Raw genomic sequence first — 16388 nt, 5'->3', positions numbered from 1 at the left:
GCACAAGTTATTTTTTGATTATTTCAAATACTCTGTTTTTAATAGTTATTTCGGTTCATTTACAATTATAACCTATTATGTTATTTATTAGATAAGCTTTTTCATCAAGTTAGTTAGGTAATATTACTAACATACTTTTCATAGTCTTCAAAAAAGCTTAGGATTTTTATTAAATTTGAAAGGGGTTAAAGGAAGGCATGAAAAAAATTTTGGTACCTTTGCTTTCACTTTTGTTAGTTTTTTCACTATTGCCGCTCGCAGGTAACGCAGCAAAAAAGGAAAAACCTAATGTTGAGTTATGGAATGCGGTCAAGCCACTCGAGACAACCGTTACATTCTTAAACAGCGGTGCCCATCCAGATGATGAGCGCAGCGACTTTCTCGCCTATTTATCGAGAGGGTTAGGTGTGAAGACCTCCAGCCTAATTGCGAACCGTGGTGAAGGCGGACAAAATGAAATTGGGGATGAACTGGACAATGCTCTTGGAATTATCCGTTCAAGAGAAATGATAGAAGCTGCAAAAATTACCGGGGTTAAAGCCTATCATCTCAGTGAAACAACCTCTGATCCTATCTATGATTTTGGCTTCTCGAAAACACCAGAAGAAACATTAGAAAAATGGGGCGAGGAACTCACGTATGAACGGCTTATCCGGTTTATCCGAACATATCAGCCTGATATATTGATGCCATCCTTCCAAAATGATGATACCCAGCATGGACATCATCGTACAATGACAATCTTAAGTGAACGTGCTTTTAAGGATGCGGCTGATCCATCTGTTTTTCCACAACAATTGAAACAAGGTCTATCAGTATGGCAAGTGAAAAAATTATATTTACCTGTTTCCTCCGCAGATAAAGCCACCACATCCATTGAAATCGGTACCTATGATCCAATATACGGTATGACTTATCCACAGCTTGGAGAACAATCCCGCTATCTGCATAAAAGCCAAGGAATGGGCTCTGATATCCCTGCAGCGCCTCGCCTGGTTCATCTAGATTTGAAACAAAGCGCCGTTGATACGAAAGGCCAGTCAGACCTTTTTGCAGGAGTACCTTATAATTTTACCGAATGGGCTGATAAACTCCCAGTTTCAGCTTCAAAGTTAAAATCTGATTTTAAAAATGTACAACGGGATTTGAACACAGTTGTTGCGGCCTATCCGAATGATCAACGTGTTTTCACAACATCCCAAACAGCTCTTTCTCATGTACGTTCACTTACTTCGCAAATTAAAAAGGCAAAGCTAAACTCTGAGTTGAAGAACGACTTGCTTCATAAGCTCTCATTAAAAGAAGAGCAATTACAAAACGTTAGTTATGTCTCTTCAGGACTATATGTTCAAGCAAAATCAGCCTCTCCGATCCTTACAAAAGGTCAAAATACGAACGTAACCGTAACAGTGAAGAATACCGGAAAACAAACATTGAAAAAATTCTCTGCCAAATTGAACGTGCCTAAAGGATGGAAAGCTAAAACAAAATCTAAAGCAATCAATCTAGCACCAAATAAATCAGAGACCATCACCTACCAGGTTAACGTTCCAAAAGATGCTTCCTATTACCATGCTTATGACAAATCAGCCATTACAACCAACATTTCATATGAATCCGGTAAAACCAAGACTACCATCACAGAAGAATTGGAAGGAACAATCGCTGTCCTACCTGATGTGGGTCTTACCCTTTCACCTGAAGACATCGTGGTAAACACAGCAGATGTACAGGAAGAAATACCAGTAACCGTAACTGTAAAAAATTATACAGAAGGAAAAACATCAGCAAACGTCGCTTTAAAAATACCTAAAAATTGGAAAGTGTTACCTACAAAAGCAACCGTATCATTTAATGAAAAATCAGAAGAAAAACAAGTAAAATTCACCCTTATACCACCGAAGACGATTCAAAATGGTGAATATCAGCTAAAAGCAGAAGCTACTGTCAATGGAAAAACCTTTGATTCTACTATTCAAGAAATTACCTATGACCATATCGGAACATTCTATTACCAGTACCCAGCAGCAATCAACACCGTTGCATTTGAGCTTTTAATGCCAGCTTCACTAAAAGTAGGTTACATTGAGAGTGGATTTGACAAAGTAGCCGATTACTTAAGCAACGCAGGTCTTAATATTACAAAGCTAACAGCTGATGATTTAGCATTAGGTGATTTGAGCCAATACGACACGATTGTTACAGGTATACGCGCTTATCTATCTCGAGAAGATCTAAAGACAAATAACGCGCGCTTACTTCAATACGTAGAAAACGGCGGTCACCTTGTCGTTCAATACCACAAACCTGGTGATGGATGGGATGCCCTGACGACTGCTCCATATCCACTTACAATCGGAAATCCCTCCATTCGCTGGAGAGTAACCGATGAAAAAGCCACAGTAAACGTATTGAAACCAGAATCAGCGCTTTTCAACTATCCAAACAAAATAACAACGGACGATTGGAACAATTGGGTTCAAGAAAGAGGATTGTACTTCCCAATGAAATGGGACGAACGATTTGAAACTTTCATTTCCATGGCTGATCCAAATGAAGAACCATTTGATGGTGGAATCCTAATGGCCAATTACGGTAAAGGAACCTATCTCTACACCAACCTTGTCCTCTACCGGCAAATTCAAAGCCAGGTACCAGGAGGATATCGAATCATGACGAACTTGATTAGTTACGGGGCCCAGTAACTAGAGAAGTAACCTGTGCAGGTGTTGAATGCATAGGTTACTTTTTTGTATGAATGTTTAGCCTGATTGAAGCTTGGTGCGGAACACGATTAACCTTTACCTCTAAAACAAAAAAAGTTATGCACAAGGATAGGAGATAGGCTTGAGGGATTAGGATTTCTCCTTTTTCTCTCTTTCCTTTGTCCACACGTTATGCACAACTTTAATTTATTTTAACTTCTACGTCGGTGAGTTTTATAAGCCTCTTAAGTGATAAGCATTCACTCTTTTAGCCATTCATTCCCACACTCTACCTTCCTAAAGCACCTTACTTAAGAAGGCTTTGGTTCGAACATGCTGAGGGTTACCGAATAATTCATTCGGTTCATTTTCTTCTACAATATACCCTCCGTCCATGAATATGACACGATCTCCAACTTCCCGGGCAAAGCCCATTTCATGGGTAACAACGACCATTGTCATACCTTCTTTAGCAAGTTGTTTCATTACCTCTAAAACATCTCCGACCATTTCAGGGTCAAGTGCAGAAGTCGGCTCGTCAAATAGCATAATCTTCGGATTCATGGCCAATGCCCTTGCGATGGCAACCCGTTGTTTTTGTCCTCCGGATAGTTCTCCTGGATAGCTATTTGCTTTTTCCCTTAACCCAACCTTATCCAGTAACTCAAGCGCTAATCTTCCCGCTTCAGCTTTATCGGTGGCACGAATTTTAATAGGCCCCAACGTTATGTTTTCCAACACGGTTTTATGAGGGAATAGATTGAAATGTTGAAAAACCATTCCAACCTCTTGTCTAACTTTGTTGATATTGATTTTCGCTTTAGGGTCAGTAATATCATGTCCGTTAATGACCACCTCACCGCCCGTAACTTCCTCAAGAAGATTCAGGCAGCGCAGAAATGTACTCTTTCCAGATCCAGAAGGTCCTATTACACAAATTACTTCCTTTTCTTTTATTTCTGCATTAATATCTTTTAAAACTTCGACAGTTCCAAATGATTTTCTCAGGTTTTTTACAGTAATGATGCTCATCGAACTTGTACCCTCCTTTCTATGAAGTTAGCAATAAGGGTTAACAAATAGATGATGATAAAGTAAATTACACCAACAACAAGCCAAATCTTGAACGCTTCAAAGGTTGCCGAAGCCTGAATCTGCCCTTGCTGTGTTAAATCCGCTATACCGATAACGGATAATAGAGATGTATCTTTTAGACTAATGATCGATTGGTTCGTAATGGTAGGAAGCATCCTTCTAAAGGCTTGTGGCAGTACTACATATCGCATTGTTTGAGTACCAGTGAATCCGATTGATCTTGCCGCTTCTGTTTGTCCTTTATCGATGGATTGAATTCCCGCTCTTATTATCTCAGCAAAATAGGCCCCTGCATTGATGGCAACGGTAATTATTCCAGCTGTAGTACTGTTTAAAGAAATCAAATTTAGTGAATTCACACCGAAATATATAAAAAACAATTGCACAATAAACGGCGTTCCTCGTATCGCATCTACATAAACCTTTGCAATCCAGTTCAAGATCTTGATAGGAGCAAGTCGCAGCAAGGCCACCACTAAACCAATCAAAAAACCTAGGATAATGGCAATTACAAAGATATAAAGTGTCACCTGAAGTCCTTTTAATAAAATAGGCAATGCCGCAACAATTATATCCATTCTATTCACCCCTTAGAAAAAGAAAGCGCGCTTTAAGCGCGCCTAATAAGCATAAATCTATTCACCAAGATAAGTTTTTAATATTTCATCGTATGTTCCATCTTTTTTAAGATTAGCAAGACCGTCATTTATTTTTTTCAATAAATCCTGGTTTTGCCCTTTCAATACAGCAATTCCATACTGATCTCCATTCAAACGATCACCTACGATTTTTAACCCAAGGTCTTTTTGAGCAATTGCATAGGAGATAACAGGATAATCTTCTATAAGTGCTTCGGCATTACCGTTTGCTACTTCCTGGAACATAGCTGGACTATCATTAAATTGAACAACTTTAATTCCTAGTTTCTTGGAATTATCCTGTGCATATTTAGCACCGGTTGTCCCTTTTTTCACTGCTATGGTCTTTCCTTTAAGGTCATCGACTGATTTAGTACTTGTATTATCTTTTTTAACAACCACTGTTAATCCTGCATCAAAATACGGCGTTGAGAAATCTACTACCTTTTTTCTTTCCTCTGTAATGCTCATTCCTGCAATAGCGACATCAAGCTGATTGGCTTGCATCGCTGGAATAATTCCACCGAAATCCATTGGAGAAAATTTGATTTTAAAATCCTGGTCTTTTGCTATTGCATTGATTAATTCAATATCAATACCTTTATAGTCGTTTCCCTCTTTAAATTCAAAGGGAGGATATGTCGTATCCACACCAACTTTATATACCTTTTGACTTTTCTCTTTCTCACCTGCATTTTTTTCATCATTGCTTCCACAAGCTGAGATAATGATAGTAAGAATCAAAAACATACTAAATAAACCAAGTTTCTTCATTCAAATCACTCCAATTCTTAAATTATACGTGATAATTAATAATTCTCCCTATAATATAGCATAAGTATAAAGTATTATAATATGAATTTTTTGAATATATATTATTTTCTTTAAATAATATTAATGGATGTTTTTCCTAATCTTGTCTATCTGATGGTAATTAGAAACTGGTATTGAAACGTATACTAAAAAAAGTTTCAATAGAATGGGCTTTTTACAATGAAACACCCTCATTGCTGTACTTCATTTTTCTCCATAATATATAAGGTCGTTCTTTCTCCCCTCTAAAAAAAGTTATGCACAAGGATAGGAGAAAGGCTTGAGGGATTGGGATTTCTCCTTCTTCTCTCCTTCCTTTGTCCACACTTTATGCACAACTTTAATTAGTGTCTACTATTTTATTTTAAAACTAATTTTGTTACTACTTCAACATGTGTAGAGCGTATGTGGCGGAACATTGGATTTTGGTGAAGTTTGCAAAAAATCCTAATTTTCTCAGGGTCATAAATGAGAAATTAGGATTCTTTTATTTCTTATTAACGGTTAAGTAACTTTCCAAAAAAATTGAGCATTGGTATGAGCATCTCATTCATATAGTAGTTTTAGTTCAACTACTTTACTGCTCCCTTATCCCCTATATTTATAAGCTAACCCTTTTAAGAAATTCCTGGCGAATTTATCCCCGCACTCTTTATAATTTCTATGACCAACTTTTCTTAAGATGGCGCTTAATTCTCCTTTAGTTATCATGACTCCTGCTTCATCCAGGATATCAATCATATCCTCGCTTGTTAATGTCAGCGCAATTTTCAATTTCTTTAGCAGAATATTATTCATGCTTTCCTTATTCTTTGCAGTAGGTGCCGGGTTTTCTGGCTGGCCGGGTTTTGGTTCTTGTTTCCCTCTTTTAAAAATGATCAAGCCATTTAAAAAAGATTCCAACATCGTATTGTTACATTTTATACCTTCATCATCCATATCATCGTCGTCGTATTCATCATAGAAACCGTCTTTTGGTTTTGTGAGCATCTGCATGACTTCTTCTCTTGTTACTTCAATATCCCCAAGTTTAAATATCTCTACCATATCTTTATTTTTTATATCCAGCGCATATCTTAATCGAATTAAAATATCATGATTATGCATCCATAAACCTCCTGTATATTTCTTATTTTTTACAGTACCTTCATTATTTCACAAATGGATTGAAATAAACGCAGATGAAAATCCGAGAACCTTTTACAGATTCTCGGAACCTTCTGCTTATTCTTTCCTTTTCAACTTCGTCACAACTTCAACATGACTCGTCTGCGGGAACATGTCCACAGGCTGCATGGATTCTACGTTATATAAAGCGCTCAATTCTTGTAGATCTTTTGCCAATGTGGATGGGTTACATGATACATACACAATGGTTTTTGGTTTGACCTTTAGGATAGTTTGCAGTAAGGATTGGTCCAGGCCAGTTCTTGGTGGGTCGGCGACTAATACGTCCGGTTTCCATCCTTCTTTGGTCCAGCGCGGCAGGATGTTTTCGGCTTTTCCTGTTTCGTAGTGCATGTTGGTACGTTTGTGTTTTATGGCGTTTTTCTTGGCGTCTTCAATGGATTCTTTGATGACGTCCATTCCGCGAACCTCTTTTGCATCTTCCGATAACCAAAGTCCGATGGTTCCTACGCCGCAATACGCGTCAACGACTTTTTCGGTACCGGTTAGGGCTGCCGCTTTTTTCACTTCGTCATACATGCGGACTGTTTGAACTGGATTAAGTTGGAAAAAAGTACGGGCCGATAGTTCGTACGATAGATCACCCAATGTTTCGTTGATGACTTTTTCGCCAGCCAGATGGATCGTCTTTTCGCCAAAAATAAGTGATGTGTTTTGGTTATTAATATTTTGAACGACCGATTTCACTTCCGGCAGTTGGTCACGAATTTGCTTAAGCAATTGATCTTTTTGTGGAATTTCTTCCGCTCCTGTAACTAAGACCACCTGTACTTCGCCTGTTTCAAAGCCAACTCTTGTAATGACTGTTCGGATCACACCTTTTCTCTTTCTTTCATTATAGATCGAGATATTCAGGTTCTTTAGTATCTTCTTCACCGTACGGGTTACTTTATTAGTAGCCTTGTGTTGGACAAGACAGTTGGGAATATCGATCAAGTTATGGGAGTTCAAACCGTAAAGACCGGCAATCAATTTGCCATCTTTCTGACCGACTTGGTACTGACTTTTGTTGCGATAGTTCCAAGGATCTTCCATGCCGATTGTTTCTTGTATATTTAATGAAGAAATCGGGAATTTCGTATGACGTTCCATCGCTTGAATGACGATATCGCGTTTTTCAATAAGCTGTTGACTATAGCTTAAATGCTGTAGTTGGCAGCCACCGCATTCTGCGTAGATTGGGCATGGTGCGGCAATGCGGTGTGGCGATTCTTTCCGGATGGTTTTTATTTTTGCTTCAGAAAAGTTTGGCTGCACTTTTGTAATTAAAGCTACAATTTCTTCACCTGGTAATGCTCCTGGGACGAAGACGACTTTCTTTTTAAAGTAGCCGACTCCCTCTCCGTTTATGCCAAGCCGTTTAATGGTTAATGGAAGGGTTTGATTTACTTCTAGTGTTGTATCTTGCATGTTTGTCATTTCTTTTCACTCCGTTTTTCGATGCTTCTCCACAAATAGAGGGAAGCGTAGCTTAGATATGGAGCCCATTTTTCACTGTAGGTTTCCATTTCTTCTTGGGTTGGCTTCTGCGGTAAGCCGTATAAAAGTTTTATGGCGTTTTGAATGCCAATATCGGCTTTTGGAAAAAGGTTCGGCCTTCCGAGTCCAAAAAGCAGGAAGTTTTCAGCCGTCCATCTACCGATTCCGCGTATTTTTATTAGTATATCCATAACCTCTTGATCGGATAGCTCTGCCAACAGATCAAGATTAAGATGGCCATGAGTGATTTGCTGGGATAGTCCGATGACGTATTCAGCTTTTCGGCCACTGAATTGAATGGCTCTTAACTGTTCCACCTGAAGTTGTGAGGTCGTTTCCGGTGTTGGATAAAACCACACACCATCTATCTGGTTGCCAAATGTTTTCACGAACCGTTCCGTGAGTATATGCGCAAAAGACAAGTTTAATTGCTGATGTATAATGCATTTGACGAGGCAACTGTAATAATCGAAGTCCAAGACTATGGCTGTACCGCGGTGCTCTTCAAAGATTCCCCTCAAATCAGATTCTCGGAAATGCTGGGAAACGCCTTCTAATGGCTGATGCCAATGAAAAACCTTTTTTAACCGTTCGATTGCTTTAGACTTGTATTCCTCTGATTGACCTTTAATGATAAAGGTCGGTTCTTCGATGTTTCCTATTGCCTGAACATGCAAAACGACTGGTTCTTTTTCTATATAAAGCGGAACTTTTACCGTTCTGTTAGTAAAATCAACTACTTGAAGTGGGTCTAACGATAATCGTTCGAGAACAAGGTCGAAATTATATGGTCCCTGGACCTGTAATTTTTCCGTCCACACAAGCGATCCATCCTTTAGCAGTTTTCCACGTATTATAGCATGTTTCCTGAAATATTACTTAAAAATGAGGAGAATGGAAAAAAGCGGGACCTGTAATCTCACTTCAGGTTCCGCTTTTTATTTTAATAAAGCATTCGATTTGGCAGGTGTTTTTCAATCATTAATTCATCAAGACTGCTGAATTTGTATCCTTGTTTTTCAAGATCAGTCAAAATCGAGTCAAGCGCCTCTGCATTATCTTTTGAAACAGTATGCAGTAATAAAATCGCCCCTGGATGAATCTGTTTAAGCACTTCATCATGAGCGTAAGCTGCACCCTTTTGTTGGTCAACGACCCAGTCTTTATAAGCAAGCGACCAGAAAATGTGGTAATATCCTTCTTTTTGTGCGACTTTCATTGTTCTCTCATTGAATACACCACGCGGCGGCCTTAGGTAGTTCATCCCCTGTTGGCCCGTTAATTTTTCAGTTGCTTTTTTAACCCGTTGCAGTTCCGTGCGAATGACTTCATCCGTCACACTGGTCATATCAGGGTGATTCCAGGAATGGTTTCCGACGATATGACCTTCATTCGCCATACGGACAACAAGCTCCGGTGCGGTTTTTAAATAATGACCAGTGACGAAAAAAGTTCCTGGGGCCTTATGTTTTTTTAACACATCTAAGATCTGTGCCGTATATCCATTTTCATAACCATTATCAAACGTTAAATATATGTTTTTTTTCGTTGTGTCACCTTTATAAATTGCTTCATATTTAGGCAGCATTTCATTGAAGTTTTTTCCTGCATCGGCAGGAGTTCCGTTTTTCCCTTTATTGAAGCCCCAATTATAGGACTCCGCAAAAGCCGGACTTGCTAAAGAGCAGATTAAGCATATAAAAACGGATAGAATCGCCATTTTTTTCATTGGATTATCCCCCATGTTCTTTTTTTCTTAGTGTTTGGAACATGAAGATTTATATGCATGATATTGTCGTAGGTCGAATTTTTCGTGGTGACGGTCGAATTTTTGTTCTGTAGGTCGAATTTTTGCGGTGACGGACGAATTATCTTTCTGTAGGTCGAATTTTTGCCGATGACGGTCGAATTTTTGTTCTGTAGGATGAATTTCCCCTGGTGACAGGCGAATTTTTGTTCTGTAGGACGGATTATTGCCAGTTACGGACGAATTATCTTTCTGTAGGTCGAATTATTGTTCTGTAGGTCGAATTATTGCCGATGACGGCCGAATTATTGTTCTATAGGCCAAATTATCCCCGGTTACGGACGAATTCCACAACGAACGAATTCCACGCAAAAAAGGCCTATCCTCCTAAAAGGATTGGCCCCCTATCTATTTACCCTTTAAATAACGCCTGTACCGCCTTCCAAATGATGACGATGGCAAAAACGATAACGGTTACAATTCCAATTACGTCTAAAGTTGGTTCAAGTCCGGAGAAAATCGTGCCTGCCACAGGAAGATGGATGAAAGCAAAACCTGTTAACATTGCGACAAAGAACAATAAGATGCTATTTTGCATTTTACTCCCCCCTTTCTCTTCTAATGTATGAGCAAAGGTGCAAAAAGATTGTACTTTTTTAAGGCAATAATAGCCTTTTTTTTCATATACATTAGCAAGGGGGCGTATACAATGCTGGAATGGGTGATTACGTTAGGCTTTATTGGTTGTCTGGGATTAGGTGCGGGGCTGTTTGTTTATTTTGTGAAAAGTGGATTGAATTTAGGGGATTCAAAAAGGATTGATCCATTGCCGAAAATAGAAGAGTAAGGTAAAAAGACGCTCAACCGAATTGGTGAGCGTCTTTTGCATACATCTTATTTAAATACAGGTTCTTTGAATTGTGACAGTTTTTCTAATGAAGATTGCTGTACGTCTTTATGCAGGCTGTTTCCATGTGAATCCATGGTAACAACTGCGGTAAATCCCTCAACTTTCAGGTGCCACATTGCTTCAGGAATACCAAATTCAGTGAAGTTCACACCTTCGACTGATTTAATGCAGTCTGCATAATATTGAGCTGCGCCACCGATCGCGTTTAAATAAACACCACCGTGTTCGCTTAGTGCTTCTAGTGTTTTTGGACCCATTCCGCCTTTACCGATAACAGCGCGAATGCCAAATCTTTTCATGATATCGCCTTGGTATGGTTCTTCACGAATACTAGTTGTCGGACCTGCAGCTTTCACGTGCCATTTACCTTCTTCGTCCTTAAGCATAACCGGCCCACAATGATAGATAATCTGTCCATCAAGGTCAATTGGTGCAGGGTTTTCAGACAAGTGCTTGTGTATCGCGTCACGGCCAGTATACATTCTTCCGTTAATCCGGACTACGTCACCAACTTTCAGCTCACGGATTTGTTCTTCCGTAATTGGTGCCTGAAGGATGATTTCACGCGGTGCTTCAACTTCAGCTTCTATTGCTGCGGCTACTTCTTCTTTCGCTGCTTTTTCTGCTTCTAGAGCAAAGTCAATTTTCTCACCATCTTGATATAGCCATTCATTGATTTCTCCTGTTTCTGGGCTCACTTTCACACCTAAGCGACGGAAAGCCCAACAGTTATAAGCAACCGATACGAAAAAGCTTGCCGGAATACGGTGCATGACACCAATTTTACAGCCAAGCAGTGTTGTTTCGCCGCCAAAGCCCATTGTGCCAATTCCCAATTCATTTGCCGTCTCCATGATATACTCTTCTAGTTTACGAAGATCCTCATTCGGATTCACATCTTCGTTACTGCGGAAAAGTTGAGCCTTAGCCAAATCATATCCGGATGAACGGTCTCCCCCGATACCAACGCCGATGAACCCTGCGCTACAGCCTTGTCCTTGCGCTTGGTATACGGAATGAAGAACACATTTACGGATTCCGTCTAAATCACGGCCGGCTTTACCTAATCCTTCAATCTCCATCGGAAGACTGTATTGAATATTTTTATTTTCACAGCCACCGCCTTTTAATATAAGACGCACATCAATGTAATCTTTTTCCCATTGATCGAATTTCATGACAGGAAGACCTTCCCCAAGGTTATCCCCACTGTTTTCACCTGACAAAGAGTCAACTGCGTTTGGACGAAGCTTTCCGCCTTTTGTTGCTAAAATGATTGCATTTCGAATTGCTTCTTTTATTTCAAGTTGGTTCACACCAACTGGAGTTTTAATTTTAAATGTCGGCAGACCTGTATCCTGACAAATCGGTGATACATTGTCGTCAGCCATTGTAATATTATTCGTGATTGTTGTTAGGCTCAACGCTGAACGCGTACCTGCATTTTCACGTTGTTTCGCACTTTTGACCGCACGACGAACATCCTTTGGAAGATTCGTTGAAGTTTCAACGATAAGACTGTACATACTTTCTTGGAATTTTTGAATATCCAAATTTCTCTTCCCCCTCTTATTTCCCCTAGATTTAATCATTCACCGCTTCTCTATTAAGAGCGAATGATACAACACCCGTTTTATTATACATCTAACATAATCTTTCGAAAACAAGTAATTAATTTTCTTAATGGAAATCGGTGTAAAGAGAAATAATCAGGGGCGCTAAGATTAGCATAAAGCAAAAAAAACATTCCCAATCATTACCTAATACTGAATAACCATTTTTCTTCATTACATATATAAAGGGATGACGAGTAAATAGCGTCATCCCTTTACGAATATTAATTATAAAAAAATCATACTATCGTACAGATATTATCCTTCTTTGCGCGTTTTAAATTGTTCTACTTTAACTTCCAAATCATCAAGCATGCCGATTAAGCGATCAATATCTTCTAATTCTGTATTTTCTGGTTCAATATGGTCAAGAACCTCCATGAACATCGTGAGGCGTTCTTTTAAGTATGTTAATTGTTCGTTTTTACCTGTAATGGTTTTTCCCATGAGGCACTCTCCTTCCGTTCTTCTTCCATCGTAACGAAATCCTCTTGAAAGTGCAATGGCAAGCTAAAATGAAGCTCTCCGCCATTTGACAATTTTTGTGCCCATTGTTCATAATGGGTTAGTGCATTATTACGTAAGGAGTTTTAAACATGTCTATGATCAAGCAAGATCTTTTAACACCAATCACACCCAAGTATGATCCTTGGGAAGCATATATGGACGTTGAACAATACGGAAAGCTCAGTCTTACCAATGTCGAATTCACAACCACTACCCTTTGCAATATGCGTTGCGAACATTGTGCTGTCGGTTACACACTTCAGCCAAAAGACCCGGATGCTCTTCCTTTAGAATTAATAATTCAGCGCCTCGATGAGATACCATTGCTTCGCTCGCTAAGTATAACTGGCGGTGAACCAATGCTTTCTAAAAAACAAGTGAAAAATTATGTTTTACCTTTATTAAAATATGCTCGTAACCGTGGAGTTCGTACCCAAATCAATTCTAACTTGACCCTTGACTTGGAACGGTATGAGGAAATCATACCCTATTTGGATGTTCTTCATATTTCCCATAACTGGGGAACGATCGATGAATTCATCGATATCGGTTTTGCCATGATGGACCGCAAACCTTCGCGCGAGCAACGAAAAAAATTATTTGATAAAATGATTGAAAATTCCCGTGCCCTGACAAAAGCAGGTGTACTAGTTTCTGCAGAAACGATGCTTAATAAACGCACCTTGCCGCATCTTGAGCATATCCACAGACAGATTGTCGATGAAATGGGATGTCAGCGCCATGAAATACATCCGATGTACCCAAGTGATTTCGCCTCAGCACTTGAAACGTTATCATTGGAGAACATGCGCGAGGCGATTCATCATCTACTTGATATTCGGGATGAAAATGTATGGATGCTTTTCGGAACGCTCCCATTCTATCCATGTAACAACAACAAAGAAGAATTAAAGCTGCTTCAGCGGCTTTACAGTGCTAAAAAAGTGACAGTTCGGAATGACCCTGATGGACGCTCTCGTTTGAATGTCAATATTTTTACCGGAGAAGTCATTGTTACCGATTTTGGGGATGCACCCACTTTGGGAAATATCATTGATCAGCCGTTAGCCGAATCCTATGAAACATGGATGAATTCGAAGCTGGCCAATGAATTAAACTGCCACTGTTCGTCGGTTAAATGTCTCGGTCCGAATGTTCTTGTCAAAAATGCATATTACCCTAAAGAAGACTTCAGCGTAAGAAAGTCTAATATATGAGAAAAAAACTCGCCAATCAGGCGAGTTTTTTTACTTCACCTTCATTACCGTGGCTGTTGCGAAACAGTAAAGCTGAAGGAAACATGGTCCTGAACTGGTATCCAAGCTCCTATGCCTTGCGAGGTAATATTTTTAATCGTAATCGAGCGTTTATTTCCTTTAAGGTTCAAATATACTTCTCCATAGGTGACCTTACCTTTTTCATTGACGGCAGAAGCATAGCTAGATAAATAACCAATCCGATTTGAAGCAACATTGTATACTTCATCTTTTTTCGTACCAGCTCCAACAATCGTTTCAAAAGCGAGTGGCAAATGGGTCTTTTCCGTAGCTTTTAATAGCATCATCTTTTTAACATCCTCGGCCTTAGGAATTTTCGCTGTTAGTCCACCACTCACTGCCTTTTGGTTTTCTTGGACATAACGGATTCTGTATGGAACATCACCGCCGCGATTATCATAGTAATTCATATTGATCTTTTGATATTCCCAATTGGGGGCCGTCTCGGAAGACTCGTAATTCAACGCCCAATGGCCAAGGTAAATGGTCGCCCTGTAACCAAAAGCAAGCGGTGCTTTTGCAATTGCTGATTCATTCAACATATGAATGAGTTCTGGATTTTCAATCTTAATATCCGATGAATCAATCAACTGTTTAGCAAACTCACTCGGCTGCAGCATTGGAAGATCCTGAGTCGAGTTCGGATACGTATTCTCCTTCGCAATATTTAATACGGAAGGTGGGATATTCACCTTGTTCGGAGTTGTTTTATCTCCGGCTGATATAGGGGCTGCAAAACTTACATTCGCCTGAATAAAGGCAGTTAGGGCAAACACTGTAATAAGAATAAGTCGTCTCATGCTGTAGCACTCCTTTAAAAGGTTCAATCATTTTGTTTATAGATTTTGTTTTTCCTCAACATTCTATACATTTCAATAACATGTTGATTTTGTAATAAATTTGTAAAGTTCAGAATATTTACTTTTTTATATAAATCGGTTATACTTAACTTACATTATAAAAAGGAGGCGAAATCGTTCATACCTAATAAACGTTCAGGAGGTATGCTTATCGATCTAAGACACCCTTTTCAAGGATGACAGAAAAACGAATTCGCCACTTACTTAAATTTGATGTAAAAGGATGGTGTAACACTCTAGAATTATTTCTCAACTTTAACAGAAGCATGATGAAAAATTTTGGATTAATTTATGAATGGTAATTTACTAATATAGAAATGACTCTGCTAAATAACCTGGGCAGAGTCATTTTTATGTATCCGCATTTCTCATAAAGAAAGACCTCCCGATTTGGAAGGCCTGACACTCTTATAATAAGTAAAATCCAATCCCCATAATAAAGTAAGCAGCCAACAGGGTAAGCCCTTCAAACCAGTTCGTTTCCCCGTCATTCGAAATCATAATCATCAGAAAGACAGCCGTAACCATAGAAATCAACTCAGGCAATGTGAAAACAAGCGGCATATGTGTTGGATACATTAATGATATCAACACTAGGACAGGAGCAACGAACATCGCTACTTGCAGCGTAGAACCGACTGCAATCTCAACAGCGACATCCATTTTATTTTTATATGCCATAATAACGGCTGATGCATGTTCAGCCGCGTTACCTACGATGGCAACGATAATGACTCCGATAAATAACTCTGTCCACCCGAACGTCTCCCCGACTTCACTGAAAGTATGAACAAGTTTTTCCGATACGTAAGCAACAGCCAATGTAGCAACTGCAAGAATTGTAATGGCCTTTTTCTTGCTCCATTCCGGTATTTCCTCTTCATGTTCCTCATGGGCTTCTCTTTTTTCCGCATGCTGATAAACCCCGCGATGAGTAACTAATTTAAAGAATAATGCCGCTAAGTATAATAAGATTAAAATAATGGAAATTCCGACACTTAACGACATTGTACTTGATTCGCTCATGTTTTGAGTGAACACTTCCGGTATCACGAAAGCAACAATAACGGCGAAGATTAGCAGACCAGCGTTATGCCTTGCATCGAACACATTAAATTTCTGCCGTTTGTACCTCGTCCCCCCAATAAAAAAGGAAAGTCCTGCCACCAACAATAAGTTTCCTAATACCGATCCAGTTAAGGAGGCTAATACGACACCCACTAGCCCTGCCTTTAATGAAAAAATGGAAATAATCAGTTCCACTGCATTACCAAAGGTTGCGTTCAACAGTCCACCAATCCTTGGGCCCATCACAATCGCTAGACTTTCCGTTGCCCGGCCCATAAAACCTGCGAGCGCTATAATTGTTAAACAATACACGATAAACATGATTACACTCGGCCAATGCATCAAAGAACCTATAACTGATAAAGGGACACCTAAGAGAACGAGCCCCAAAAATATTTTATCCACGATATTTCTCCTCACAATCCTATATGCAATTTAATATGTAACAAAAATTATCATACATAATTTTCCCGAAATGAAAAAGGGAT

15 protein-coding genes are annotated in these 16388 nt (G+C 39.3%); 3 read left to right on the top strand and 12 right to left on the bottom strand.

Features of this window, described 5'->3' with window-relative positions:
- The first annotated feature begins 197 nt into the window (after positions 1–197).
- On the top strand, positions 198–2705 hold the full coding sequence (locus RE409_RS02985) for an NEW3 domain-containing protein (protein ID WP_201222245.1): 2508 nt from the start codon (positions 198–200) through the stop codon (positions 2703–2705).
- A 297-nt stretch (positions 2706–3002) separates the two neighbouring features.
- Here RE409_RS02985 and RE409_RS02980 read toward each other — a convergent pair whose 3' ends face one another.
- The 8 genes from RE409_RS02980 to RE409_RS02945 form a co-directional block, all read right to left on the bottom strand.
- The gene (locus RE409_RS02980) at positions 3003–3737 is read right to left on the bottom strand and encodes an amino acid ABC transporter ATP-binding protein (RefSeq protein ID WP_053344382.1); all 735 of its coding nucleotides are present in this window, start codon (positions 3735–3737) and stop codon (positions 3003–3005) included.
- A complete protein-coding gene (locus tag RE409_RS02975; protein WP_053344381.1) occupies positions 3734–4378 on the bottom strand; it encodes an amino acid ABC transporter permease in 645 nt (214 codons plus the stop codon). The genes RE409_RS02980 and RE409_RS02975 overlap by 4 nt, the downstream gene beginning before the upstream one ends.
- Positions 4379–4435: 57 nt before the next feature.
- Positions 4436–5212 carry a transporter substrate-binding domain-containing protein gene (locus RE409_RS02970; protein WP_053344380.1) on the bottom strand — a complete coding sequence of 259 codons (777 nt, stop codon included), beginning with the start codon at positions 5210–5212 and terminating at the stop codon, positions 4436–4438.
- Between the two features lie 627 nt (positions 5213–5839).
- Entirely contained in the window at positions 5840–6358 is a 519-nt protein-coding gene (locus RE409_RS02965) for a YehS family protein (RefSeq protein WP_053344379.1), read from the bottom strand.
- 117 nt (positions 6359–6475) lie between these two features.
- Positions 6476–7858, bottom strand: a complete 1383-nt coding sequence (gene rlmD / locus RE409_RS02960; protein WP_053344378.1) for a 23S rRNA (uracil(1939)-C(5))-methyltransferase RlmD — start codon at positions 7856–7858, stop codon at positions 6476–6478.
- Complete coding sequence (locus RE409_RS02955) at positions 7855–8739, bottom strand: DNA-3-methyladenine glycosylase family protein (protein WP_309558502.1); 885 nt, start codon at positions 8737–8739, stop codon at positions 7855–7857. The genes rlmD and RE409_RS02955 overlap by 4 nt, the downstream gene beginning before the upstream one ends.
- 122 nt (positions 8740–8861) lie before the next feature.
- Positions 8862–9647 (bottom strand): delta-lactam-biosynthetic de-N-acetylase, encoded by a 786-nt coding sequence (gene pdaA, locus RE409_RS02950; protein WP_201250100.1) that lies wholly within the window; start codon positions 9645–9647, stop codon positions 8862–8864.
- Positions 9648–10077: 430 nt separating this feature from the next.
- The gene (locus RE409_RS02945) at positions 10078–10263 is read right to left on the bottom strand and encodes a hypothetical protein (protein ID WP_201183013.1); all 186 of its coding nucleotides are present in this window, start codon (positions 10261–10263) and stop codon (positions 10078–10080) included.
- 111 nt (positions 10264–10374) lie between these two features.
- Here RE409_RS02945 and RE409_RS02940 point away from each other — a divergent pair, with 111 nt between their 5' ends.
- Positions 10375–10512, top strand: coding sequence for a hypothetical protein (locus RE409_RS02940; protein ID WP_162878737.1), 138 nt, complete (start codon positions 10375–10377; stop codon positions 10510–10512).
- A gap of 47 nt (positions 10513–10559) precedes the next feature.
- Here RE409_RS02940 and RE409_RS02935 read toward each other — a convergent pair whose 3' ends face one another.
- A complete protein-coding gene (locus tag RE409_RS02935; RefSeq protein WP_274606919.1) occupies positions 10560–12128 on the bottom strand; it encodes a fumarate hydratase in 1569 nt (522 codons plus the stop codon).
- Positions 12129–12446: 318 nt separating this feature from the next.
- Entirely contained in the window at positions 12447–12635 is a 189-nt protein-coding gene (locus RE409_RS02930) for an SE1561 family protein (protein WP_053344373.1), read from the bottom strand.
- 155 nt (positions 12636–12790) lie between these two features.
- On the opposite strand from RE409_RS02930, the gene yfkAB reads away from it, so the two are divergent.
- Positions 12791–13912 (top strand): radical SAM/CxCxxxxC motif protein YfkAB, encoded by a 1122-nt coding sequence (yfkAB, locus tag RE409_RS02925; protein WP_309559225.1) that lies wholly within the window; start codon positions 12791–12793, stop codon positions 13910–13912.
- 44 nt (positions 13913–13956) lie between these two features.
- Here yfkAB and RE409_RS02920 read toward each other — a convergent pair whose 3' ends face one another.
- On the bottom strand, positions 13957–14772 hold the full coding sequence (locus tag RE409_RS02920; protein WP_053344371.1) for a YfkD famly protein: 816 nt from the start codon (positions 14770–14772) through the stop codon (positions 13957–13959).
- Positions 14773–15240: 468 nt separating this feature from the next.
- Complete coding sequence (gene cax / locus RE409_RS02915; protein ID WP_053347939.1) at positions 15241–16308, bottom strand: calcium/proton exchanger; 1068 nt, start codon at positions 16306–16308, stop codon at positions 15241–15243.
- Between the last annotated feature and the right edge of the window lie 80 nt (positions 16309–16388).

Origin of the sequence: Peribacillus sp. R9-11, assembly GCF_031345095.1 — a bacterium.
Classification (GTDB): domain Bacteria; phylum Bacillota; class Bacilli; order Bacillales; family DSM-1321; genus Peribacillus; species Peribacillus butanolivorans.
The sequence above is the reverse complement of the archived record's forward strand: the minus strand, read 5'-3'. Positions and strand labels throughout refer to the sequence as shown.

What these genes read in the sequence shown, in the direction of transcription:
- RE409_RS02985 (WP_201222245.1), top strand. Translation starts at nt 198, where the DNA reads ATGAAAAAAATTTTGGTACCTTTGCTTTCACTTTTGTTAGTTTTTTCA.
- RE409_RS02980 (WP_053344382.1), bottom strand. Translation starts at nt 3,737, where the DNA reads ATGAGCATCATTACTGTAAAAAACCTGAGAAAATCATTTGGAACTGTC.
- RE409_RS02975 (WP_053344381.1), bottom strand. Translation starts at nt 4,378, where the DNA reads ATGGATATAATTGTTGCGGCATTGCCTATTTTATTAAAAGGACTTCAG.
- RE409_RS02970 (WP_053344380.1), bottom strand. Translation starts at nt 5,212, where the DNA reads ATGAAGAAACTTGGTTTATTTAGTATGTTTTTGATTCTTACTATCATT.
- RE409_RS02965 (WP_053344379.1), bottom strand. Translation starts at nt 6,358, where the DNA reads ATGCATAATCATGATATTTTAATTCGATTAAGATATGCGCTGGATATA.
- rlmD (WP_053344378.1), bottom strand. Translation starts at nt 7,858, where the DNA reads ATGACAAACATGCAAGATACAACACTAGAAGTAAATCAAACCCTTCCA.
- pdaA (WP_201250100.1), bottom strand. Translation starts at nt 9,647, where the DNA reads ATGAAAAAAATGGCGATTCTATCCGTTTTTATATGCTTAATCTGCTCT.
- RE409_RS02945 (WP_201183013.1), bottom strand. Translation starts at nt 10,263, where the DNA reads ATGCAAAATAGCATCTTATTGTTCTTTGTCGCAATGTTAACAGGTTTT.
- RE409_RS02940 (WP_162878737.1), top strand. Translation starts at nt 10,375, where the DNA reads ATGCTGGAATGGGTGATTACGTTAGGCTTTATTGGTTGTCTGGGATTA.
- RE409_RS02930 (WP_053344373.1), bottom strand. Translation starts at nt 12,635, where the DNA reads ATGGGAAAAACCATTACAGGTAAAAACGAACAATTAACATACTTAAAA.
- yfkAB (WP_309559225.1), top strand. Translation starts at nt 12,791, where the DNA reads ATGATCAAGCAAGATCTTTTAACACCAATCACACCCAAGTATGATCCT.
- RE409_RS02920 (WP_053344371.1), bottom strand. Translation starts at nt 14,772, where the DNA reads ATGAGACGACTTATTCTTATTACAGTGTTTGCCCTAACTGCCTTTATT.